The 23,764-nt window shown below is 64.8% G+C and carries 20 protein-coding genes; 13 read left to right on the top strand and 7 right to left on the bottom strand.

Going from position 1 to position 23,764, the window contains the following annotated elements:
* Window positions 1-16 precede the first annotated feature (16 nt).
* Entirely contained in the window at window positions 17-289 is a 273-nt protein-coding gene (locus ABIA90_RS12350; RefSeq protein ID WP_094976882.1) for a DUF2312 domain-containing protein, read from the top strand.
* A gap of 153 nt (window positions 290-442) precedes the next feature.
* A complete protein-coding gene (locus ABIA90_RS12355; RefSeq protein ID WP_354120070.1) occupies window positions 443-868 on the top strand; it encodes a DUF1801 domain-containing protein in 426 nt (141 codons plus the stop codon).
* A gap of 945 nt (window positions 869-1,813) precedes the next feature.
* On the opposite strand, the gene ABIA90_RS12360 is transcribed toward ABIA90_RS12355, so the two are convergent.
* The 3 genes from ABIA90_RS12360 to ABIA90_RS12370 all read right to left on the bottom strand — a co-directional run bounded on the left by ABIA90_RS12360 (window position 1,814) and on the right by ABIA90_RS12370 (window position 7,807).
* Window positions 1,814-3,421, bottom strand: a complete 1,608-nt coding sequence (locus tag ABIA90_RS12360; RefSeq protein ID WP_354120071.1) for a peptidoglycan L,D-endopeptidase MepK — start codon at window positions 3,419-3,421, stop codon at window positions 1,814-1,816.
* Between the two features lie 285 nt (window positions 3,422-3,706).
* Entirely contained in the window at window positions 3,707-5,944 is a 2,238-nt protein-coding gene (locus ABIA90_RS12365; RefSeq protein ID WP_354120072.1) for a L,D-transpeptidase scaffold domain-containing protein, read from the bottom strand.
* A 366-nt stretch (window positions 5,945-6,310) separates the two neighbouring features.
* The gene (locus ABIA90_RS12370) at window positions 6,311-7,807 is read right to left on the bottom strand and encodes a sigma-54-dependent transcriptional regulator (RefSeq protein WP_166080015.1); all 1,497 of its coding nucleotides are present in this window, start codon (window positions 7,805-7,807) and stop codon (window positions 6,311-6,313) included.
* 127 nt (window positions 7,808-7,934) lie between these two features.
* Between ABIA90_RS12370 and ABIA90_RS12375 the strand changes: the two genes are divergently transcribed.
* From ABIA90_RS12375 to ABIA90_RS12420, 10 genes are all read left to right on the top strand, one after another.
* The gene (locus tag ABIA90_RS12375; RefSeq protein ID WP_354120073.1) at window positions 7,935-9,842 is read left to right on the top strand and encodes a M3 family oligoendopeptidase; all 1,908 of its coding nucleotides are present in this window, start codon (window positions 7,935-7,937) and stop codon (window positions 9,840-9,842) included.
* Between the two features lie 223 nt (window positions 9,843-10,065).
* Complete coding sequence (locus ABIA90_RS12380; protein WP_354120074.1) at window positions 10,066-13,053, top strand: cell division protein; 2,988 nt, start codon at window positions 10,066-10,068, stop codon at window positions 13,051-13,053.
* 140 nt (window positions 13,054-13,193) lie between these two features.
* The gene (locus ABIA90_RS12385; RefSeq protein WP_008136857.1) at window positions 13,194-13,346 is read left to right on the top strand and encodes an aa3-type cytochrome c oxidase subunit IV; all 153 of its coding nucleotides are present in this window, start codon (window positions 13,194-13,196) and stop codon (window positions 13,344-13,346) included.
* 138 nt (window positions 13,347-13,484) lie between these two features.
* Window positions 13,485-14,612, top strand: coding sequence for a Re/Si-specific NAD(P)(+) transhydrogenase subunit alpha (locus ABIA90_RS12390; protein ID WP_354120075.1), 1,128 nt, complete (start codon window positions 13,485-13,487; stop codon window positions 14,610-14,612).
* A gap of 10 nt (window positions 14,613-14,622) precedes the next feature.
* A complete protein-coding gene (locus tag ABIA90_RS12395) occupies window positions 14,623-14,940 on the top strand; it encodes a proton-translocating transhydrogenase family protein (protein ID WP_063981116.1) in 318 nt (105 codons plus the stop codon).
* Between the two features lie 39 nt (window positions 14,941-14,979).
* The gene (locus ABIA90_RS12400) at window positions 14,980-16,377 is read left to right on the top strand and encodes an NAD(P)(+) transhydrogenase (Re/Si-specific) subunit beta (protein ID WP_063981117.1); all 1,398 of its coding nucleotides are present in this window, start codon (window positions 14,980-14,982) and stop codon (window positions 16,375-16,377) included.
* A 212-nt stretch (window positions 16,378-16,589) separates the two neighbouring features.
* Window positions 16,590-17,390, top strand: a complete 801-nt coding sequence (locus ABIA90_RS12405) for an alpha/beta hydrolase (RefSeq protein ID WP_354120076.1) — start codon at window positions 16,590-16,592, stop codon at window positions 17,388-17,390.
* A 60-nt stretch (window positions 17,391-17,450) separates the two neighbouring features.
* Entirely contained in the window at window positions 17,451-18,548 is a 1,098-nt protein-coding gene (locus ABIA90_RS12410; RefSeq protein WP_063981119.1) for a calcium:cation antiporter, read from the top strand.
* Between the two features lie 13 nt (window positions 18,549-18,561).
* Window positions 18,562-18,846, top strand: coding sequence for a cupin domain-containing protein (locus tag ABIA90_RS12415; protein WP_014492439.1), 285 nt, complete (start codon window positions 18,562-18,564; stop codon window positions 18,844-18,846).
* A 93-nt stretch (window positions 18,847-18,939) separates the two neighbouring features.
* Window positions 18,940-19,875 (top strand): hypothetical protein, encoded by a 936-nt coding sequence (locus ABIA90_RS12420; RefSeq protein ID WP_354120077.1) that lies wholly within the window; start codon window positions 18,940-18,942, stop codon window positions 19,873-19,875.
* An 86-nt stretch (window positions 19,876-19,961) separates the two neighbouring features.
* On the opposite strand, the gene ABIA90_RS12425 is transcribed toward ABIA90_RS12420, so the two are convergent.
* Window positions 19,962-20,615 (bottom strand): tetratricopeptide repeat protein, encoded by a 654-nt coding sequence (locus ABIA90_RS12425; protein WP_354120078.1) that lies wholly within the window; start codon window positions 20,613-20,615, stop codon window positions 19,962-19,964.
* A 144-nt stretch (window positions 20,616-20,759) separates the two neighbouring features.
* The gene (gene rpsU / locus ABIA90_RS12430; protein ID WP_071909764.1) at window positions 20,760-21,062 is read right to left on the bottom strand and encodes a 30S ribosomal protein S21; all 303 of its coding nucleotides are present in this window, start codon (window positions 21,060-21,062) and stop codon (window positions 20,760-20,762) included.
* A gap of 264 nt (window positions 21,063-21,326) precedes the next feature.
* On the opposite strand from rpsU, the gene aqpZ reads away from it, so the two are divergent.
* Complete coding sequence (gene aqpZ / locus ABIA90_RS12435; protein WP_063981124.1) at window positions 21,327-22,049, top strand: aquaporin Z; 723 nt, start codon at window positions 21,327-21,329, stop codon at window positions 22,047-22,049.
* 36 nt (window positions 22,050-22,085) lie between these two features.
* On the opposite strand, the gene ABIA90_RS12440 is transcribed toward aqpZ, so the two are convergent.
* Window positions 22,086-23,192, bottom strand: a complete 1,107-nt coding sequence (locus ABIA90_RS12440; RefSeq protein WP_014492444.1) for a 5-(carboxyamino)imidazole ribonucleotide synthase — start codon at window positions 23,190-23,192, stop codon at window positions 22,086-22,088.
* Entirely contained in the window at window positions 23,189-23,677 is a 489-nt protein-coding gene (gene purE / locus ABIA90_RS12445) for a 5-(carboxyamino)imidazole ribonucleotide mutase (RefSeq protein WP_354120079.1), read from the bottom strand. Before purE ends, ABIA90_RS12440 begins: the two co-directional genes overlap by 4 nt.
* Window positions 23,678-23,764 lie beyond the last annotated feature (87 nt).

Raw genomic sequence — 23,764 nt, forward strand, 5'->3', positions numbered from 1 at the left:
CATTTGGAGTACCAAGATGGCCACCACCGCCGCCGTCCGCGACGACGAGCCCGCGACGAAATTTGCCAAGGACCAGCTCAAATCCATCATCGAGCGCATCGAGCGGCTGGAGGAAGAGAAGAAGGCGATCTCCGACGACATCCGCGACGTCTATGCCGAGAGCAAGGGCAATGGCTACGACGTCAAGGCGCTGCGCACCATCGTGCGCATGCGCAAGCAGGATCCGAACGAGCGCGCCGAGGCCGAGACGATCCTCGAGACCTACATGCAGGCGCTGGGAATGCTCTGAGGCGTTGCGCCTCTAGCACTGCTGCCGTAGCCCGGATGGAGCGCAGCGAAATCCGGGTTCTCGCAGTATGGAAGTAGTCTCCGGATTACGCTTTCGCTCCATCCGGGCTACAAGCGTGGCGTGTTGCACCCTCGTTTGTGAACGGAGACCGCTGTGACTGCGCCACCGCTGCCGCGCGAGGTGAACCGTGCCTTCGGCGCTCTTCCGGCGCCGATCGGCAAGCGGTTGCTTCAGGTCCGCGAGCTGATCTTCGCGACCGCTGCGGCACATCACGATGTCGGCAAGCTCACCGAAACGCTGAAATGGGGCGAGCCGGCTTACCTGACCGATGAGACCGGCAGCGGCAGCACGATCCGGCTCGGCCGCCTCAAGGACTCCGAGCACGCCGCTATTTTGTTCAACTGCAAGACGACGCTGGTCGATACGTTCCGCGAGCGCTTTCCCGATGAGTTCGAATATCGGCAGACCAGGGCTTTGCTGTTGCCCCTATCCGGCGCGCTGCCGAAGCAGGAGCTCACCGTCTGCCTCTCGCTGGCGTTGACATATCATCTGGATCGGCGGGTCAGGAAAGCGAGATAGAAGCTGCAGGCTTCGACACTGTAGTCTTGGAAGTGGCGAGGACGCCATTGCGCCGGTCCGGCACGCAGCCTCGATCCGCAAGATTGTCGGTCTCGGTCTCAATTGCCGGGTCCGCGTTTGGCGTCTCGTCGGGCCTGCGCCCGCTTGTTGGCCTGCGAGACTCTTCCGATTTTTTCCGGTGGGAGTTTCTTGAGCCGGCGACGGTTTGGGATGGACCGCATGCCGTCATGCGAAGTTGGGGTCGTCTGCGGGCGAGAAAACTGACGCGCCCGACGGAGTGCTAACGCCCGTCGCGCCGCTTCCCCGAGCTCCCGTCGTGCTTCAAACTTTCGGATGCGCCTCAGCTCGTTCTTGACGCGCTTGATGGCGGCAGCAAAAACCGATTGGCGCCGGTTTGCATGCTCTGCCGTGCCGGAGAAACTCTTGCCGCGCGGGTCGGCTGTTCCCTTTGTTTCGCGGCGTCGATGCCGCGACAATGTACGCTCCCTGTCGCGCAGATCCCGAAGTCGGGCGCGAAGGCTCTCAAGTCCATCGCGCTGCATCTCTCCGACCACCGGATGGTGCGTACTCAATATGACTTCGCGCTCGTCGTGGTTCAGAAGGCTAAGCTCAGACTTGCATGGAACTGACATCGCATGCTCCTACTTCGCTGTGGCGACTTCCCTTGAGATGCGGCGCCGCTGCGGAAACGCGGAACACCAAGGCAAACGCAATCGCGTCCTCGGACTTTGTCATCGCGTCCGTTCTGGGCGCATTGCCACAATGCGCGTTTGGAATGCGTAGCGATACCGGGTGGATTACCCGTTGGAAGTGGGGGAATCTCCCTTAGTGCAGATGCGCACCAGGCCGGGACGACACTTCAGCGTGTGGCGCTGTCGTGCCCCAGGATTGCGCTGCGCTTCATCCCGGCTTGCGGGACTACCGAACGGCGTGAGGGGAAAGATCTCAGCGCAGCGCGGCGGTGCGCACCACGAACGACGTCGTCTCGAGCTTCGCGGTCGCGCTGCCCGTAAAACTGTCGCAGGACAGGCCCTGCATCGGATCGTCGGCAAAGCCCATCGCGACCACGGCCTGCGGTTTGACGAAATAGCCGCGCAGGGCAACGGTATCGAGCTCGCCCATCAGCGTCACCGACATCGCGCGGCTGGCGCTCGGCGACAGCATCACGATCTTGAGCCAGATGCTCTCGCCCCTGGCGGCGGAGAGGCGGGTCGCGGTTGCGATCCTGCCGTCGATGCTCTTGCCGACCACCGTGTTGATCTCGGTCGCGGGCGCAAGGCCGCGCGTCGCGGCAACGGGGCGGCCTCCACGCGGGATCGGCGCGGAGGCGGCGACGACGTTGGCGCGGTCGACCGGGGAGGCGGACGCCGGCGCATAGGCCAGCGCCTGATAGGCCGCGCTGGAGACGCTCGCGGTCGCTTGCGGCTCGGTGGCGGCGGCGAGCGCCTGGCGGGCCTTCAGCGCCGCCACTTGAGCTGGCGTCGCCTGCTGCGGGGTCGCAGGGGTATCCCAGAAGCCGCGGGCATTGATGATGTCGGCCGGGGTCTCGGGCTTGCCGGCCGCAGGCTTGTCAGCCACGGGCGCGGGCTTCGGCTTGGGCGGTGCAACGAGCTGCACATCGGCCGAAGCGAGCTGGATCGCAGCGGCGATCTGCGGCTTGGCGCGCGGTGTCGGCACCGGATCGGCCGGCTTGACCGCGGCGGCAACCACGGTCGGCGCAACAGGCTTGGCGGCCGGGGCGGGCGTGCCCTCGTCATCCTCGTCACTGCTCGTGGCGGCCGGAGCCGACTTGCTCTTGAACAGGGCGGCAAAGAAACTCGGCTTGCTGCCGGAATCGTCGCCAGTGCCGCGGCGCTCGATGTCGGCCTTGGCCAGCTCATAGCCCTTCAGCGGCGTGCCGTCGGTCGGAACGTGGACCGTGCGGCCATCCGGGAACACGCGGGCGAGCTGGTCATGCGTCATGCGCGGCCAGTGCCGGATGCTGCCGGTATCCAGATGGACGAAGGGCGAGCCAGAGGTCGGATAGAAGCCGACGCCGCCGCGCTGCAGGCGCAGGCCGGCGAAGCGGATCTGCTCGAGCGGCACGCCCGGAATGTGGAAGTCCATCGCATGCCCGAGCATGTGCTGACTGAAGCGCGCCACGCCCGAGGAGCGGCGGCGGAGCATCGCGTTGGTGGCGGGGGAACGGTAGGAGGAGATGATCTGGATCGGCTGCTTGCCGTCGACGTCGCGGTAGACTTCCCAGAGGATGTCGAAGAGGCGACGGTCCATGACCGTCTCGTCCTGGGTCCGCCAGTCGCGCAGGAAGTGGTTGAGCTGCTTCAGCGCGGCCTCGTCGAAGCGGCCATCGCGCTTGAAGGTGACGGTGAGGTCTTCGCCGGAATGGGTGTGGTGGAACGAGAGCGTCTTGGTCTCGTTCAGCGCGGCGGCGTCATGGACCGAGCCCGCGGCAGCAAGCAGCAGTGCGGAAGCGAGGCCAATCCGGGATCCGGCCTTCACTCCCGCATGGGACAACGACAGCACTGCGAATTTGCGTGCGAAACCTGTCAGCACGAATGAGCCCACCCAGTCGACGAGCGTTCAAAATGGACTCTCCCGGCAACCCCGTTAGCGCGCGAAAGAGGATGAACGCTTTCTTAAAGCGAGAAGGTTAATTCGAGGTTGACCTTCTCGACCCCAAACCAAGTCAGAATACGAACCTAAGCGGTTCAGTGTGGCAAAAAAACGCCCGCTGCCGGAGTTCGGGTGGAGAATGGTTAACGTTAAGCGACCCCATCCAGGGGGATGAGGTCGCTGATCTTACTAGAGAATTTCCGACAAAGACCGATCGGGGAGGCCTCAGCGGGTAAACACCCGCTGCTGCTGCGGCCGGCGGCCGACCGGAGCCGGCGGCGGGGTCGGCGCCCCGAACAGCCGCTCGAAGAAGTTCGGACCCGACGAGCCGAAGCCGCCGCCATTGTTGGCAATCGCCACGCCCGAGGGCAGCGTCGTCGCCGGGCGTGAATAGCTCGGCTGGGAGTGAGCAACGACGTTCTCGAGGTCCTTGCCGCGGCCGTTCTTCAGGATGTTGATCATGGTCGCGTCACGGCCATAGACGTCCTTGCGGATTTGCAGCTTGCCGCCATCGTCTACGAACGCGGTCTGGTAGGTGATGTTGACCGGGATCGGCGTCGGGAATTTCAGGTCGATCTCGCTCTTGCCGTACATGCTGCGCACGCGCTCCGGCGTGTACTTCTCGTTCGGCATGGCGATGTTGAGCAGAACGGAGGCGTACTGATCCGGGTTCTGCACGCGCATGCAGCCATGGCTGAAGGCCCGATCTTCCCTGGCGAACAGGTTCTTGTCCGGCGTGTCGTGCTGATAGACTAGGAACTTGTTCGGGAAATTGAAGCGGATTCGGCCGAGCGCGTTGGCTTCGCCGGGCGGCTGCGAGATGTGCACGGAGCCGTCACGGTTCTGCTCGAGCTTGAGGCCCATGCGCTGGAGCACGGTCGGGTCCTGCTGAAGCGCCGGCAGATATTCGTTGTAGACGATCGACGGCGGCACGTTCCAGGTCGGATTGACCGTGATGTACTTCATCGTCTCGGTGAGCAGCGGGGTCGCATGCGTGCCCGGCTTGCCGGTGACAACGCGGGTGGTCCAGACCTGCTGGCCGCGCTGCATCACCTTCAGCGTGTAGTCGGGAATGTTGAGGATGACATAGGCATCGCCCAGCGAGGGGACGCCGAGGTCGCGCGGCAGCCAGCGCCAGCGCTCCATGTTCACCAGCACCGTGTCGATCTGCTTGTCGCGCTTCGGGGTGTTGATCGCCTTGACGGTCTTGTCGTCGAGGATGCCGGTTACCTTCATCTCGACGCCGCTCTGGAATTTGCGCACGGCTTCGGCGACGGCGGCGTCATAGCGGGTGTCGCCGGCGTTCTCGGCGAGGCCGAGCTTGGCGCGGAGCTGCGGCACGCGCGGATCTTCAACAACGATTTCAGCCTGCTTCTTGCCGGCCGGGGTGTATTTCAGCGCCGGACCGTCGGCGATCTCGATCACCGGGCCGCTGCCCAGGCCGCGCAGCTCGGCGAGCTTTGCCTTCAGCTCCTTGTAGAGCTTCTGCGGCGGGTTGTAGCTGTCGAGCGCTGCGGAGGCGTCGGCTGCGGTCGTGACCTTGGCGAGCACCTCGCTCGGATCGACCGGATGCTCCGGATAGAGGATGTCGCCGCTGACCTGCGACCAGTGCATGCGGCCGCTCTGGGCCTGGCGCGCGTAGTCGAACATGCTGGCGGTGAGCTTCAGCTCGACATCGGCGAGCGCATCGGGCGTCGTGGCGGCAGCGAAATCCGGCACCGGGTAGTCGGCGGGATTGAGGCCATCGGAGGCCGCATCCTTCAGCCGCGCGATCACGCCCTTGGCCGCAGCGGTCAGGCCGCCGGCCTGGGTCCAGACCGGCGCGAAGTCGCGTGCACCGTAAAACTTCTCGATCGCGGCGCGCTCGTTCTTGCGGTCGAAATGGCGCGAGGTCTTGGCGCCGATGATGTCCTTGAGCTTGTCGGCGACCGGCTGGTCGGCGGCGGGAACGTTGCTCGCGGCCTTCACCGGCTCGGCGGCCGGAGCCGCAGCGGGGGCCGCAGGCGCGGCCGGCGTTGCCGTCGCGGTGTCGGCCTTTGCCGGTTCGGATTTGGCGGGCTCGGACTTAGCGGCCTCGGTCTTGGCAGGCTCGGACTTGGCGGGCTCGATCTTGGCGGTTTCGCTCTTCGGCGCCTCAGGTGCAGGCGTGGTGGCGACGTCGGTAGGCTTGGTCTCGACCTTGTCGGGGGCCGGTGCGGCTTCGGCCTTCACCGGTTCCTTGGTCGGCTCCTTTGCGGAGTCCTGAACCGTCGCGGTGGTGTCGAGCTTGATGTCGGATGCGGTCGGGGGCGGGACGTTGGCGGGCTCGGGGCGCGGGATCGCGGCTTCGATCGCGAGTTCGGCGGCGCTGCTGCGCACCTGATCCTGCGCCAGGGCCGAGCTGGCCGATACCGTGAGGAAGGTCGCCGCGACCGTCATCAAGACGCGGTCAAAGCCCGCACGGTGGTTCAAACAGTCACGCATTGTGTCGCACCCCTCGGGTGAACTGTCCCTCGTGGAACAGCTTCATTATCGCCTAATGAGCTTCGGGCTAAACTGCGCCGGCCGCTCGAAAGTTGCACGCCTGCACGCAACGATTCATACGCGGACGAACGAATCCTACGCAGACGATATACAGGCCCCGTTTGGGCGGCCAGCGCTACCCGGGACAACTCACGACAAACTGACTTCAAGAAAGCCCGTTTGCAACGGATTGTGCGGCTTTGGCAGACGCTTTTCCATGTGTCTGTCACTTCCAAGTCACGGTTCACGTCGCAGCCGGATTTTGCCGTAATGCGAAGGGCTTGCGGCGTCATCGCAACGCCAAGCGAACCTCCGTTCGCATGAGGCTCAGGGCGTCTCCTCACCGCTTTTGCCGCCATGTCCGGGAACCCCGGCTTCGTCGAGCTTGCGGTAGAGGGTGGACCGGCCGATCTTGAGGCGGCGGGCGACCTCGGACATCTGCCCCCGATAATGCGAGATCGCGAAACGGATGATCTCGTTCTCCATGTCGTCCAGCGGGCGGACGTCGCCGGTGGGGGTCAGCATGGAAAGGGTCCCCGCCAGCGGCAGCGGCGCGATCGGTATTTCACCACCCGACACCACCGAGGGCGCCGCGATCGGCTCGAGCATCAGCGGCGCGGTCGGGATGTCGGTCTCGAGGTGCGGCTGCGAGGTGAGCAGGGGGAAGTCGGCAAGGTCGAGCTGGTCGCCCTCGCTCATCACCACCGCGCGGTAGACCGCGTTTTCGAGCTGGCGGATGTTGCCGGGCCAGTCGAGCTGGGCGAGGTGCGCCACGGCCTCGCCGCTGATGCCGGTGATGAGGCGGTTCTCCTCGGCGGCAAAGCGCGCCAGGAAATGCCGGAGCAGATACGGGATGTCCTCACGCCGCGCCCGCAGCGAGGGGATCGTCAGCGGCAGCACGTGGAGGCGATAGAACAGGTCTTCGCGGAAATGACCCTGCTTGACCCGCTCCAGCAGCCTGCGGTTGGTCGCGGAGATGATCCGGACGTCGACCTTCAACGGCTTGCGCCCGCCGACCGCTTCGACCGCGCCTTCCTGAAGTGCGCGTAGCAGCTTGACCTGCGCGGTGAGCGGCAGCTCGCTGACCTCGTCCAGGAACAGCGTGCCGCCATGGGCCTCGACGAACTTGCCGGTGTGCCGTTCGGTGGCGCCGGTGAAGGCGCCCTTCTCGTGGCCGAACAGGATCGACTCGACCAGATTGTCGGGAATCGCACCGCAATTGACCGCGACGAACGGCTTCGCCTTGCGCTCGCCGCTGCCATGGATGGCGCGTGCGAACATCTCCTTGCCGACGCCGGACTCGCCCTCGATCAGCACGGGGATCGACGAGCCCGCGGCCTTCTGCGCGGCGCGCATCACGGCCGCCATTGCCTCGGCGCGGGTGATGATGTCGGAGAAAGTCAGCCGGCCCTCGCGGCTGTGACGGATGCGCTGCAACTCGCCCTTGAGCGCGGAGGCATTGAGTGCGTTGCGCAGAGAGACCTGGAGCCGCTCCAAGCCAACCGGCTTGACGACGAAATCGGCCGCGCCCGCGCGCATCGCCGAGATCACGTTGTCGATGCCGCCATGGGCGGTCTGCACGATGACGGGCACGCCGAGGCCGGCCTCGCGGATTTTCGCCAGCACGCCCATGCCGTCGAGGCCGGGCATCACGAGATCGAGGATGACGGCGTCGATCGCCGGTGCATCGGGGGCGGTGAGGGCGGCGATCGCGGCGTCGCCGGAGTCCACGACGACCGTCTCATAGCCGCATTTCTGCACCATGTTCTCGACCAGCCGGCGGGCTACAGCGTCGTCGTCGGCGATCAAAATACAGGCAGCCATGGTGTTCCCCGCACGCTACTACTATCTGTCTCGAATCGGGTCACTCTGGCCGAAGCCGATTAACGCACTCTTAAACCTTGATGCCCCCGCCCGCCGTCGCGCTTGTTGAACACAGGTTTCCCACACAATGAATTCGCGCTCCAAATCTGCTCTCAAGAAGTCTGCCTCCAGCAAGCCCGCTCTCCGCAAGCCAAGCACCAGGAAATCCGCCGCCAAGGCAAAGTCCTCCAAATCTTCGCCCGCAAAGCCTGCGGGCAAGACCGGCAGGCTTCCGGAATGGAACCTCGCCGACCTCTATTCCGGGATCGATGCGCCGGAAGTGGCGCGCGATCTCGAAAGGATGGACGCCGATTGCGTCGCGTTCGAGACCGACTACAAGGGCAAGCTCGCCACAGGGACAGCAAACGAAGATGGCGGAAAATGGCTCGCCGAGGCGGTGCGACGCTATGAGGCGATCGACGATCTCGCCGGGCGTCTCGGCTCCTATGCCGGTCTCGTCCATGCCGGCGACAGCGTTGATCCCAAGATTTCAAAGTTTTACGGCGATGTCTCGGAGCGGCTGACGGCGGCGTCCACGCATCTCTTGTTCTTCGCGCTCGAGCTCAACCGCGTCGATGACGATATTTTGAACCGCGCGATGCAGGCCGCCGAGCTCGCGCATTACCGTCCCTGGATCGAGGATCTGCGCAAGGAGAAGCCGTACCAGCTCGACGACAAGCTCGAGCAGCTCTTCCTCGAGAAGTCGCAGACCGGCTATTCCGCCTTCAACCGGCTGTTCGATCAGACCATCTCGGGCCTGCGCTTCAAGGTCGGTGCAAAAGAACTCGCGATCGAGCCGACGCTCAATTTCCTGCAGGACCGTGATGGCACAAAGCGCAAGGCTGCGGCCGAAGCGCTGGCGAAAACCTTCAAGGCCAATGAGCGCACCTTTGCGCTGATCACCAACACGCTCGCCAAGGACAAGGACATCTCCGACAATTGGCGCGGGTTCAAGGACGTCGCGGATTCTCGGCATCTGAGCAATCGCGTCGAGCGCGAGGTGGTGGACGCGCTGGTAGCATCCGTGCGCGCCGCCTATCCAAAGCTGTCGCATCGCTATTATGCGTTGAAGGCGAAGTGGTTCGGCAAGAAGCGGCTGGCTTACTGGGACCGCAACGCGCCGCTGCCCTTCGCTGCGACCGACGTCATCGGCTGGCCCGACGCGCGCAACATGGTGCTGACGGCCTATCGCGGCTTCTCGCCAAAAATGGCCGATATCGCCGAGCGCTTCTTCACCGATCGCTGGATCGACGCGCCGGTTCGTCCGGGTAAGGCGCCGGGCGCGTTCTCGCATCCGACCACGCCGTCGGCGCATCCTTACGTGCTGATGAACTACCAGGGCAAGCCGCGCGACGTGATGACGCTCGCGCATGAGCTCGGCCATGGCGTGCACCAGGTGCTGGCGGCGAAGAACGGCGCGCTGATGGCGCCGACGCCGCTGACGCTGGCCGAGACCGCGAGCGTGTTCGGCGAGATGCTCACCTTCAAGCGGCTGCTGGCCCAGACTAAGAATGCGAAACAGCGCCAGGCGCTGCTCGCCGGCAAGGTCGAGGACATGATCAACACCGTGGTGCGGCAGATCGCGTTCTATTCGTTCGAGCGCGCGGTCCATACCGAGCGCAAGAATGGCGAGCTCACCGCGACGCGGCTCGGCGAGATCTGGTTGTCGGTGCAGGGCGAGAGCCTGGGGCCCGCGATCGAGATCAAGGCGGGCTACGAGAACTACTGGATGTACATCCCGCATTTCATCCACTCGCCGTTCTACGTCTACGCCTATGCCTTCGGCGACTGCCTCGTGAACTCGCTCTACGCCGTCTACGAGAATGCGGCCGAGGGCTTTGCCGAGCGCTACCTCGACATGCTCGCCGCCGGCGGCACCAAGCATTATTCCGAGCTGCTGCGGCCGTTCGGGCTCGATGCCAAGGATCCCAAATTCTGGGACGGCGGTCTCTCGGTCATTGCCGGGATGATCGACGAGCTTGAGGCGATGGGCTGAGGCGAAGCGCGAGTTCCTTCCCGGCGCACGGAATGCGGGTGTCGCAAGTTTTTGCGGCCCCAGTTCCATCCGTGGGCGCGGGCGATCTTCGCGGCGGGGGCTGGCAATTTGCTACGTGGGATTGAACGTTCGCGCGGCCCGCAAGACTAACTCAACAGATACTCGAAAGATAATTTTCTACTATTGATTGTGGATTGATCGGTTTCTCCCTGGGGAGGCACCCATGCTCCATCAAGGGCCCGCCACGCCGGTTCCGATGGCGAGAAATGCTGCCGCCGTCGATCAGGAAACGCCCTGGTGCGAGAAGCACCATCAGATCGTCTGCGATGAGATCGAGGCGATCAACACCCGACGCGAACCGGAACGGCGCCTCGATGCCGACGGCCTGCAACCCTGCCAGTTGCTCGACGTCGTCGGGCTTGCGTTGTCCGGCGGCGGCATTCGCTCGTCGGCCGTTTGCCTCGGCGTGCTCCAGGCACTGAACCACCACAATCTGATCGGCCGGATCGACTATCTCTCCACGGTGTCGGGCGGCGGCTATATCGGCACCTCTCTCAGCGCCACCATGACAACCGCACGGCGCTTTGTGTTCGGCGAAAGACCCGCCGGCGGAACCGTCACGTCCGCCGAGATCAGCGATACGCCGTCGGTCGGACACCTGCGCAACTATTCCAACTATCTGATCCCTGCCGGTGCCCGCGATCTCCTGACCGGAGTTGCGATCGTCGTGCGGGGACTGGTCGCCAATATCGGGTTGACGTTGCCCATCGTGCTGCTGCTTGCCGCCATCACCATCTGGTCAACGCCGCTGCGGAGCTGCCTGACGGATGCGAACATCTTCGGCATCAGTCTCAACAACAGGTCGTTGTGCGAGCTGCATGATTTCAGCGACATCGATCGTTACGGTTTCAGCACATTCGGCCTGGTCGTCGCGCTCGCGATGTTCGCTTGCAGCGGGCTCGCCTATTTCACCTCCCGCTCCGTCCGCGGCAGCGGTCCCAGCGTCGTGTTCGCCTATATTGGCGGGATCGCGCTGTTGCTGGGCGTCGCGTGCGACTTCGCGCGGTTTCTCAAGGTCCAGCATTTTGCGCTGAGCCTGTCGATCGCAATCATCGGGGGCGTCCTGTTTTTCGGATGGGCGCTCAAGCAGTCGCTCGCGAGCCCCGGCAAGCGGCAGGAGTTCCGTTCGCACTGGCCGAGCATGGGCGCGACCTTCCTGGTGCTGCTGGCGGTGATCGCCTTCTTCGAGTTTCAGCCCTTCATGCTGGAGCAGATGTTCGATGTCGCCGAGAGCAGCGCAATCGGTGGACCGGCTGCTGCGGTTGCGATCACCTGGATCAAGTCGCTCGCGGCGGTGGCTGCGCCAATCGGCGTCTTCGTCACAGCGTTCAGGCAGCAATTCGTGGAATTGCTGAAGGGCAACAGCGCATCCTCGCAATGGGGTTCGCTTGTGCTCGCGGTCGTGGCCAAGGTCGCGCTATGGATCGCGGGCCTTGCGCTTCCGCTCGTCATCTGGGTCGCATACCTCTATCTATCCTATTGGGGCATCGCCAACGATCTGTTCGAGAGGTGCCCGTCCGTTATGGGCGCAACCTCCCAGCGAGAGTGCCTGGTCAATGCCAAATCGAACGCGCCGTCCGGCAGCCTCGCGGGCAGGATTCAGTTCGATGCCAGCAAGGGGACCTTGTCGGCGGAAATCACGCCGAAAGCCGCACCGCAGGTCGTGGCAGATGCCGAGCAGTTGACGCCGACCTGGCACACGCCCGCCTGGCTCCTGTTCCTGGCTCAGAAAGCGGGGCAGGTGGTTCAGGTGCGTTTTCCGAGTCTGTTCCAGGGTAACGCTTCGGAGCTCGCCTACTCCTACAGCCTGCACATGGTGATCCTCTACACGTTCGCCGGCGTCCTGCTGTTCGTTATCTCGTTCTGCCTGACGCCGAATGCGAACTCGTTGCACCGGCTCTATCGCGATCGCCTGAGCAAGGCCTTCCTGTTCGATCCGACGCGTTCGGCCGACGGGCGCGTCGCGCCCGCCGAAGCCAGTCTCGACCAGGGGCGCGATTTCAAGGCGCTCGATCGCATGAAGCTGACGGATCTCTACGCCGCTCCGGCCGCGACGGCCCGGATTCCAGGGCCGCCGGCTACGCCGAAGCTGCACGCGCCCTATCAGCTCATCAATACGGCGCTGAATATTCAAGGCTCCGACTTTGCCAACCGGCGCGGACGCAACGCGGACTTCTTCGTGTTCTCCGCCCTGAACGTCGGCAGCGAGGCGACGGGCTATGCGCCCACCGCTCTGGTGCAGGACGACGAGCAAAGTCTCGATCTCGCCACCGCAATGGCGATTTCCGGAGCCGCGGCCTCCTCGAACATGGGGTCGAGCTCGATCAAGGCGCTGACGCCCACGCTTGCGCTCCTCAACGTCCGGCTCGGCTATTGGCTGAAGAACCCGCGTTACGTCGATGAGCGTGTCCGGCCGCAGCGCCGCTCCACGCCGATCTATTTCTGGTCGGAGATCTCGGGGCGCCTGTACGAGAACAGCGACAGCGTCTATCTGACGGACGGCGGTCATATCGAAAATCTCGGCGTCTACGAGCTGTTGCGCCGCCGCTGCAAGGTGATCATCGCGGTCGATGCGGAAGCCGATGCGCCGATGAATTTCGGTTCCCTGATGACGTTGCAGCGTTACGCCCGCATCGATCTCGGCGTCCGTATCGACCTGCCATGGACACCGATTCGCGAGCGCACGCGTGCGCTGATGGCGCGCAATGCCGACAAGGCAGGTGATCCCGGCGCGGCCGACGAGCGCGACGACATTGCGCGAGATCATGTCCACGTCGCGATCGGCACCATCGACTATGGAGGCGACGAGCAGGGCTATCTCGTTTACGTCAAATCGTCGCTCAATGGCGACGAGAACGACTATATCCGGGACTACGCGCGGCGAAACGACCGCTTCCCGCACGAGACCACGGGTGACCAGTTCTTCTCGGAGGAGCAGTTCGAGGTCTACCGCGCGCTGGGCTTCCACATGGCGCACGGTTTCCTGTCCGGTGACAATCCGGTCGCGGTCGGGTCCGGCGTCGATCCGCATATGGCCCGATTCACTGAAGCGGGCGAGCCGGCGATCGACGCGGTCCGCGAGGCGCTCGGTCTTCCGGTACCCCGGCGGCAAACCGCGAGCGTCACCGCCACGATGATCGATCAGGGCTGAGCAGCGCGACAGCCGGATTCCCGGCAATCGGAATTCCAAATCACCTGATTTGCCCGAAAACCGGCCATCGGTGCCGTTGCCCTGCCCGAAGGTTTGCGGTATCCCAGCCCAAGAATTCGACTTTCGACTGGGGACAATACATGGCTGACCATAGCGAAGTGGCGTACACCACCGCCGACGGCAACGACTACGTTGCCCACGAGCAGACCTATGAGGGCTTCATCAAGCTGGTGAAGTACGGCACGGCCTCGGTCGCGCTCATCGTGATCCTGATGGCGATCTTCCTGACCTGACGTATCGGCAGCTGCATAAGCCAGCAGCAGCTGCCGCCTATAAAACTTGCATCCAAGCCGGTCCCAAAACCGGTATCGAACGCTGCGGGAGTAACGCTTAAGTTTGCGCGCGCGCTGTCCCGCGTCGCCGGAGGGCCTATGAAGATCGCCGTTGCCAAGGAAATCGATCCGTCGGAGCCGCGTGTTGCCGCTTCGCCTGATACGGTGAAGAAGTTCAAGGCGTTGGGCGCCGAGATCGCCGTCGAGCCGGGCGCCGGCCTCAAATCGGGTCTGCCGGATTCCGAATTCACCGCCGTGGGCGCCACCGTCAGCGCCGATGCGCTGAAGGACGCCGACATCATCATCAAGGTGAAGCGTCCCGAAGCCTCCGAGCTCGCACAGTACAAGCGCGGTGCGCTCGTCATCGCCATCATGGACCCCTACGGCAACGAGGCCGCGCTGAAGACGATCGCCGATTCCGGCGTCTCCGCCTTCGCGATGGAACTGATGCCGCGCATCACCCGTGCGCAGGTGATGGACGTGCTGTCGTCGCAGGCGAACCTTGCCGGCTACCGCGCCGTGATCGAGGGGGCCGAGGCCTTCGGCCGTGCCTTCCCGATGATGATGACCGCAGCCGGCACCGTGCCCGCCGCAAAGGTGTTCGTGATGGGCGTCGGCGTTGCCGGCCTCCAGGCGATCGCGACCGCGCGCCGTCTCGGCGCCATCGTCACCGCGACCGACGTGCGGCCCGCAACGAAAGAGCAGGTGGAATCGCTCGGCGCAAAATTCCTCGCCGTCGAGGACGAGGAGTTCAAGAACGCGCAGACCGCCGGCGGCTACGCCAAGGAAATGTCCAAGGAATACCAGGCCAAGCAGGCCGCGCTCACCGCCGAGCACATCAAGAAGCAGGACATCGTGATCACGACCGCGCTGATTCCGGGCCGGCCTGCGCCGAAGCTCGTCTCGGCCGACATGGTCAAGTCGATGAAGCCGGGGTCGGTGCTGGTCGATCTCGCCGTCGAGCGCGGCGGCAATGTCGAGGGCGCCAGGCCCGGCGAGGTCGTCGACCTCGATGGCATCAAGATCGTCGGCTACACCAACGTCGCCGGCCGCGTCGCGGCCTCGGCCTCCAGCCTCTACGCGCGCAATTTGTTCAATTTCATCGAGACCATGGTCGACAAGGGCAGCAAGGCTCTTGCCGTCAATTGGGACGACGAACTCGTGAAGGCGACGGCGCTCACCAAGGACGGCGCCGTGATTCACCCGAACTTCCAGCCGAAAGCTTAGGAGAGCCGCCATGGAGCATGTTGCACAGGTCGTCGACCCCTTCGTCTTCCGGCTGTCGATTTTCGTCCTCGCCGTCTTCGTCGGTTATTTCGTGGTGTGGTCGGTGACGCCGGCGCTGCACACGCCGCTGATGAGCGTGACCAACGCAATCTCCTCGGTGATCGTGGTCGGCGCGCTCCTCGCCGGCGGCGTCGCCAATGTCTCGAGCGGCTCGGGCTGGGCACGCGCCTTCGGCTTCGTCGCTCTGATCTTCGCCTGCATCAACATCTTCGGCGGCTTCCTTGTCACCCAGCGGATGCTGGCGATGTACAAGAAGAAGTCGAAGTAAGCGGCCACCTCGGGCTGAAGGGATCAATGGGGACCTGAGATGAGCGCCAACCTCTCTGCATTTTTGTATCTCGTGGCGGGAGTGCTGTTCATCCTGTCGCTGCGCGGGCTGTCGAGCCCGGCTTCGTCGCGCCAGGGCAATCTGTTCGGCATGATCGGCATGGCGATCGCGGTCGCCACCACGCTCGCCAACCATCCGCCGGCAGACGGCCTCGCCTGGGTGCTCGTCATCGTCGGTATCGCGATCGGCGGCGGCATCGGCGCGGTGATCGCCCGCCGCGTGCCGATGACCTCGATGCCGGAACTGGTCGCCGCCTTCCACTCGCTGGTCGGCATGGCCGCGGTGCTGGTCGCCGCCGGCGCGTTCTACGCGCCGGAAGCCTTCGACATCGGCACGCCCGGCAACATCCATCCGCAGAGCCTGGTCGAGATGTCGCTCGGCGTCGCCATCGGCGCGCTGACCTTCACCGGCTCGGTGATCGCGTTCCTGAAGCTGTCCGCGCGCATGAGCGGCGCGCCGATCATCCTGCCGTTCCGCCACGTCATCAACATCGCGCTCGCGATCGCGCTCGTCGTCTTCATCGTCGGGTTGGTGATGTCGGGCAGCGCGCTCGACTTCTGGCTGATCGTCATCATCGCGCTGGCGCTCGGCGTGCTTATGATCATCCCGATCGGCGGCGCCGACATGCCGGTCGTGATCTCGATGCTGAACTCCTATTCCGGCTGGGCTGCGGCCGGCATCGGCTTCACGCTGGGCAATTCCGCGCTGATCATCACCGGCGCGCTGGTCGGCTCGTCGGGTGCGATCCTGTCCTACATCATGTGCCACGCGATGAACCGGTCCTTCATCTCGGTCATCCTCGGTGGCTTTGGCGGCGAGACCGCCGCGGCCGGCGCTGGCGGCGGCGAGCAGAAGCCCGCCAAGCTCGGTTCGGCCGACGACGCCGCCTTCATCATGAAGAACGCGCAGAAGGTCATCATCGTGCCCGGCTACGGCATGGCGGTGGCGCAGGCCCAGCACGCGCTGCGCGAAATGGGCGACATCCTGAAGAAGGAAGGCGTCGAGGTGAAGTACGCCATTCATCCGGTCGCGGGCCGCATGCCCGGCCACATGAACGTGCTGCTGGCCGAAGCCAACGTCCCCTACGACGAGGTGTTCGAGCTTGAGGACATCAACTCCGAATTCGCGCAGGCCGACATCGCCTTCGTGATCGGTGCCAACGATGTCACCAACCCGGCGGCCGAAGAGGACAAGACCTCGCCGATCTACGGCATGCCCGTCCTCCAGGTCTGGAAGGCCGGCACCGTGATGTTCATCAAGCGCTCGCTCGCCTCGGGCTATGCCGGCATCGACAATCCGCTGTTCTATCGCGACAACACCATGATGCTGCTCGGCGACGCCAAGAAGGTCACCGAGAACATCGTCAAGGCGATGTAGGGCGGGAAGGCGAGCGGACCGTGGCCCTGAATAAGGAGTGGCACCGGTCCCATCGCATGCCACCGAAGGCGACGCGCGAACAGCGTGTCGCATGGCACGTTGCCCATGCGGCGGCGTGCGGCTGCCGCGAGATTCCCTTGAGCATCCGGCCGGACGTCCTCAAACTGCTCAAGAGCCGCCGCAAGTCCTGAACCCCGGAATGGCGGGCCGCGATGACATTCCTGAAATGGACCGCCACCATCCTTGCGGCCGGCTACCTCGCCGGTCTCGTCCTGCTGTTTGCCAAACAGCGCGCCATGCTGTTTCCGATACCGACGGCCGAGCGCACGGCGCCCGCTGCCGCGGGGCTTCCAGACGCCGAAGAGCATGTCCTGACGACGTCTGACGGCGAGAAGGTCATCGTCTGGCACGTGCCGCCAAAGCCTGGCCGTGCCGTGGTGTTGTTCTTCCACGGCAACGGCGATTCTCTGGCCGGCCTTGCCGGGCACTTCAAGGCGATCACGGCTGACGGCACCGGTCTCGTCGCGCTGTCCTATCGCGGCTATTCGGGCTCCAGCGGCGCACCGGGCGAAGATGGCCTGCTGCGCGATGGCGCGGCTGCGTATGCGTTCGCGACGGCGCGCTATGACGCCCGTCGCCTCGTCGCCTGGGGCTTCTCGCTCGGGACCGGCGTTGCAGTCGCCATCGCCTCCGAACATCCGGTTGGGAAGCTGATCCTCGAGGCGCCCTATACGTCGATCGCCGACGTCGCCGCCGCGCATTTCTGGTTCGCTCCGGTTCGCCTCCTGATCCGCGACCCCTTCCACTCGGATGAGCGCATCGCACGCGTCACGGCTCCGCTCCTGATCATGCATGGCGCGCGGGACCAGACCATCCCGATCGCATTCGGCGAGAAATTGTTTGCGCTGGCCCGCGAGCCGAAGCAGTTCGTCCGCATTCCCGGCGGCGGGCACGACGATCTCGGCAGCTTTGGCGCCATCGAGATCGCACGAAACTTCATCAATGGGTCCTGAGGGCTGACGGATGCGATCTTCTCGCGCATAATCGGTCTCCCATTTGAAGGAATCGCCCGCATGAGCGCACACGGACCGATGCCGCGGTCGTCCTGGATCTTCCCCGCTCTGGCGGTGCTGCTGTTCCTGATCGTGACCGCGACCGGCTACAGCTTTACGCTAACGGCGGGCGGAGCCCTGTTCGCGATCGTGCTCCTGGTGATCCTGTTCGGCACCGTGTTCGCGGCCGTTCATCATTCCGAGGTGATCGCGGAGCGCATCGGCGAGCCCTACGGCACGCTGCTGCTGACGCTGGCGGTGACCATCATCGAGGTCGCACTGATCACCACGATCATGCTGGGCGACAAGCCGGCTCCGGAGCTCGCCCGCGATACCGTGTTCGCCGTCGTGATGATCGTCTGCAACGGCCTCGTCGGCCTCTGCGTCTTCATCGGCGGCATGCGCTATCGCGAGCAGGGCTTTCAGGTCTCGGGCGCCAACGTCTATCTCAGCGTGCTGATTGCGATGGCAACCATCACCCTGATCATGCCCAACTACACGCTGACGACGCCGGGCCCGATCTATTCGACGCTCCAGCTCGGCTTCGTCGATCTCGCAACGATCGTGCTCTACGGCGTGTTCCTCTACACCCAGACCGTCCTGCACAAGGACTACTTCGTCCACGAGAGGGCGGACGGCGAGGGCGGGGAGGCGCATTTGTCGGGCAGAATGCTGGTGCTCAGCATCGTGCTGTTGCTGATCTCGCTGCTGGCGGTCGTCCTCCTCGCCAAGAAGTTCTCGCTGGTGGTGGACGCGGTCGCCGTTCAGATCGGCGCCCCGCCGGCGTTCGCGGGCCTCCTCGTCGCCCTCCTGATCCTGATGCCGGAGGGTGTCTCGGCGATTGCGGCGGCGCGCAAGAACGACCTCCAGAAGAGCATCAACCTGGCGCTCGGGTCCTCGCTCGCAACCATCGGCCTGACCATTCCGGCGGTCGGGATCGCCACCTACCTGCTCGACCAGCCGCTCGTGCTGGGCCTGAACCCGGCGAACACCGCACTCCTGTTCCTGACATTCTTGTTGAGCATGCTGACCTTCGGCACCGGCAGGACCAATGTCCTGTTCGGGCTGGTCCATATGGTGGTATTTGCCGTCTACGTGTTCATGGTTTTCGTGCCATAGAAGGAAATTCCCGATGCTTGCCGCCAAATCCGAGGTTCAGGTCGACAACGAGCAGGTCCGGGTGACCGAGTGGCGGCTCGCCCCCGGCAGCGCGACCGGGCATCACACCCACGGCATGGACTATGTCATTGTTCCCGTCGTCGCCGGCGAGATGACCATCGTGGCGCCCGGCGGCGAGCGTTCCAAGGCGCAGCTCGCGGCCGGAAAATCTTACTTTCGCAAGGCCGGAGTCCAACACGACGTACTTAACGAAACCTCAACCGAGATCGTGTTCCTTGAGATCGAGCTGAAGCCGTAAGGCGGGCGAACCCTTTGCCATCGATCCGTCGCAGTTGATCCCTTACAATGCCCCAAAGTTCCCGCATCTGATCGCGCGGGGAGTGGCCGAGAAATGCTGAAATACCTCGCTAAAATCTCGATGGATATTCTCCCCTCGGTGCTCGCGACGATCATCGGGGCGTACATCGTTAACCACTACATCAACGCCAAGCCGGCGGCCGATGCCCCCGCGGCCGTGGTAGCGCCTGCCGATGCCGGCAAGAGCGGCAAGCCCTCCGATGTGGCCAACCTCCCGGCGCCCGGCGTCAAGGCCAAAGGCGTCTCCGAGAAGAGCGTGACCGACAAGGCGGCGGCCGAGAAGCCGGCCGACAAATCCGGCGAACACCCGGCCGAGACCAAGGCCGCGGACGTTGCTCCCGCCGAGGCCGGCCCGCGCGGCCGCAACCCGGCGCGTGAGAAGGCGGCCGCCAAGTCCGCTCCGGCTGTCACGGCTCCCGCCACCACCCCGGTGGTCGAGGCCAATTCGTCCCCGGCTGCGACCCCCGACGCCAACGATCTCGCGCGCGCCGCCATCGAGCGCCTGCGCAAGTCGCCTGAGGGCAAGGCCGCCGAGGCCAGATCTTCCGAAACCAAGCCTTCGGAAACCCGGCCGGCTGAAACCAAGTCGGCCGAGAGGTCGCCGGAGCCTGCGGTTCGGGAAGCCTCCCGTACCCCGGAAGCCCCGCGTGTCATTCCTGCGGAGCCGTCCGCGCTCCGTCCGCTGCCGCCGCCGATCACGGTGTCGACGCCTTCGTCCGAAGCCTATGGCAATGGCAGCGCGTCGCCGGTCAATCCGCCCTACACCGCCTCGATCGGCAACGACGATCCGAACCGGATGACGCCGCCGGCCGACATTCCGGTGCCGGTGATCGCCCCGCCACTCGACCTCCGTGCCGATGCCGGCGCGACCATGCCGCGGCCTAAGAAGACCAATGTCGCCGACGAGATGCTGTCGGGCATGAAGTCGATGTTCCACTCCGTCCTGCCGAAGAGCGCCACCCCCGATTAAGGCGGTGGCCGAGAGCGTTTTCGAGCGACGTGGACACCGCTTCGCGTGAAGAAAACGCGTCAAAACAAGAAGCTCTAGCCGCGCTGTCAGCCGCCGACGCGGGCGAGGCCGCTGCGGGCGGTATCGTCGCGTGGACGTAGCACGACCGCCTTGTTGTAGGACGTGGCCGCCTTGGCCTTGTCACCCAGCCGCTCATAGGCCTGTCCCCGCGCGGTCCACACCTGCGCGTTGTGCGGATCGACCTCGGAGGCCTCATCGAGATCGGCCGCCGCTTCCTTGACCTTGCCGATGGCGAGATAGCTGATGGCGCGGCCGAGCAACGGCTCGACCTTTTGCGGATTGAGCCCGTTGGCGGCGCTGAAATCGGCGATGGCGAAATTATGCTCGTTGTTGCCCTGATAGATCAGGGCGCGACCATAAAGTGCCTGTGCGTTGTAGGGATCGAGTGCGACGGCCCGGTTGAACTCGTCCAGCGCGCCAGCCGTCTCCCCCGCCTTTGCCAGGGTCTGGCCTTTTGCGGTGTGAGCCTGGGCCTCGCTGACATTGCCGGCGCTGACCGCGCTGTCGGCGGCCGTCGCAGCCGCCTTGGGCGCCTCCTGCGGCTTCTCCTTCTCGGGCATCATGGAGCCGAGGTCGAAGGAGCAGCCGCACAGCACGATCCCCATCAAGCCGAGCGCGAACGGCTGTCGCCAGATCTGGCGTAGCCGCGCCAAGCGGCGTTCGGGGAAAGGGGAGGCCATCTACGGTTCGCTCGCGCTGGTGCCGCATCGGTAGTGCCCCCGTCCCAGAGAAGGCACCGCTCACAAAACAATAACGCGGGCCAAGGGCCCGCGTCATCGAAAACTGAAGTCTTGGAAAACTGAAGTCTTGCAAGTCAGGCGGAATCAGCGCGGTCCGCGCGGACCTGCACCTGCACCCGGGCCGCTGCGGCCGCCACGATCACCGCCGGGACCGGCGCCGAACACCGGCTTCGGCTTCATCGGCAGCAGGCCTTCGCGCTGCAGCTTCTTGCGAGCCAGCTTGCGCGCGCGGCGCACGGCCTCGGCCTTTTCACGGGCCTTCTTCTCGGAGGGCTTCTCGTAATGACCGCGGAGCTTCATCTCGCGGAAAATTCCCTCGCGCTGCATCTTCTTCTTCAGCGCCTTGAGGGCTTGATCGACATTGTTATCGCGAACGAGAACCTGCACGCGGCATCCTCTTCAGTGGATCGGATTTGAATTCTGGTAAGTCAAAGGGGATGGCGAAACGCACAAGCCCTTAACCTTGAGGGCGCGGATGTATCAGACAAAACCCGCGATGTCCACCTGCCAAGCAGGTTTTCGGGCCAAGTTCAGCCATTAAATAAGGCGAAAATACCTCCGTGCGGCCCCGATTTGGGTGATTCGGCGCCAAGGGTGGGGCAGTTCCCGGAGCTTTGCTCCGGAAATTCCTGGAATTAGGGGAGACGTCACATGGATATGAAGAAATACGCTGCCGAGGCGATCGGCACATTCTGGCTCACATTCGCAGGCTGCGGCAGCGCGGTGATCGCCGCCGGCTTTCCGCAGGTCGGAATCGGCCTGGTCGGCGTGTCCCTTGCGTTCGGCTTAAGCGTCGTCACCATGGCCTATGCGATCGGGCACATCTCGGGCTGCCACCTCAACCCGGCCGTCACCGTCGGGCTTGCCGCCGGAGGACGCTTCCCGGCGGGACAGATCCTGCCTTACGTGATCGCACAGGTCTGCGGCGCGATCGTTGCCGCCCAGCTGCTTTACATAATCGCCAGCGGTGCTCCCGGATTCGACGTCAGCAAGGGTTTTGCGTCGAACGGCTACGACGCGCATTCGCCCGGCCAGTACAGCCTGATCGCCTGCTTCGTCACCGAGGTGGTGATGACCATGATGTTCCTGTTCGTCATCATGGGCGCCACCCATGGCCGCGCGCCCGCGGGCTTCGCCCCGCTCGCGATCGGGCTCGCGCTGGTGATGATCCATCTCGTCAGCATCCCCGTCACCAACACGTCGGTGAACCCGGCGCGCAGCACCGGGCCCGCACTGTTCGTCGGCGGCTGGGCGCTGTCGCAGCTCTGGCTGTTCTGGGTCGCACCGCTGATCGGCGGCGCGCTGGGCGGGGTGCTCTATCGCTGGCTCAGCGAGGAGCCCTCTGGCGTCGTCGCGGGCGTGAAGACGGCCTGATCGAAAGGCGGGATCGCGGCATGCGCCGCGGTCCCGCTACTTGCCCTTCGTCGGCCTGACTTCGGTGACGTGGCCCATCTTGCGGCCTGGGCGCGGCGCGCCCTTGCCGTAGATATGCACGGTCGCGCCCGGCACGCTCAGCCACTTCTCGTAATCGTTGATCTCGTCGCCGATCAGATTGGTCATTGTGACGATTTCGCCGTGGCGCACGGCCTTGCCGAGCGGCCAGCCGGCAATGGCGCGGATGTGCTGCTCGAACTGCGAGACTGAGGCGCCGTCGAGCGTCCAGTGTCCGGAATTGTGCACGCGCGGGGCGATCTCGTTGACCAGCACCTTCGGCCCGGTGCCGTTGGCGAGCACGAACATCTCGACCGCGAGCACGCCGACATAATCGAGCGCGCCGGCGATCTTGCCGGCGATGCTGCGCGCTTCTTCCGCGAGCGCATCCGGAATCTGTGCGGGCGCGCGGGATATCTTCAGAATGTGGTCGCGGTGCTCGTTCTCGGTGACGTCGAAGCACTCGACCTGGCCGGTCGCCGAGCGCGCCGCAATCACGGAGATCTCGCGCTCGTACGGGATAAAGGCTTCCAGGATCGCCGATTTGGTGGCGAGGCTGGTCCACACCTTGGCGATGTCGTCGCCCTCGCGGATGATGGCCTGGCCCTTGCCGTCATAGCCGAAGCGGCGGGTCTTCAGCACGGCCGGAAGGCCGATCCGGGCGATCGCCTCGCGCAGCGAGGAGACCGAGGTGACGTCGGCATAGGCTGCGGTGCCGATGCCGAGCCGCGTCACGAAATCCTTCTCGGCGAGCCGGTCCTGGGTGGTCTCGAGGATCTTGCGGTTGGGCAGCACCGGGCGACGCGCGTCCAGCACCATCGCGGCGGCAGACGGCACGTTCTCGAATTCGTAGGTGATGACGTCGACGTCGTTGGCGAACAGCTCGAGCGCTTCGACGTCGGCATATTCGGCGCAGGTCGCGTTCAGCACGACGTCGAAGGCGGGCGAGTCCGGATCGGGCGAGAATACCTGGCAGCGCAGGCCGAGCCGCGCCGCAGCCATGGCCAGCATCCGCCCCAATTGTCCGCCGCCGAGGATTCCGATGGTGTCGCCGGGCTTCAGCTTCACCTGCTTTGCGTCAGTCACGCCTTGTCCTCCGGGCGCTCCGCAACCGCCTCGGTCTGTGCCTTGCGCCAGGCGGCGAGACGGTCGGCCAGGGCCGGGTCGGACAATGCGAGCACTGAAGCCGCAAGCAGCGCCGCGTTGATCGCGCCGGCCTTGCCGATGGCGAGGGTGCCGACCGGGATGCCCGCGGGCATCTGCACGATCGAATAGAGCGAATCGATGCCCTTGAGCGTCCTGGATTCGACGGGAACGCCGAACACGGGCAGTTCCGTCAGCGCCGCCGCCATGCCGGGCAGATGCGCAGCGCCACCCGCGCCGGCGATGATGACCTTGTAGCCTGCCGCCTTGGCACCCTTGGCGAATGCAAACAGCCGGTCGGGGGTGCGGTGTGCCGAAACGATGCGGGTATCGGCGGCAACGCCGAGCGCTGCGAGCGTGTCGGCGGCATGCCGCATCGTCTCCCAGTCCGACTGGCTTCCCATGATGATGGCGATCGGCGCGGTCATGACGTCAATTGTGCTCGGAAAACAGAAAGATAGGCCAGATTAACGGTTCCGGCCGGTGGCTCGCAAGGCGGTGGCAAGGAGAAGGGA

Source organism: Bradyrhizobium sp. LA6.8, assembly GCF_040547935.1.
Taxonomy (GTDB): Bacteria; Pseudomonadota; Alphaproteobacteria; order Rhizobiales; family Xanthobacteraceae; genus Bradyrhizobium; species Bradyrhizobium barranii.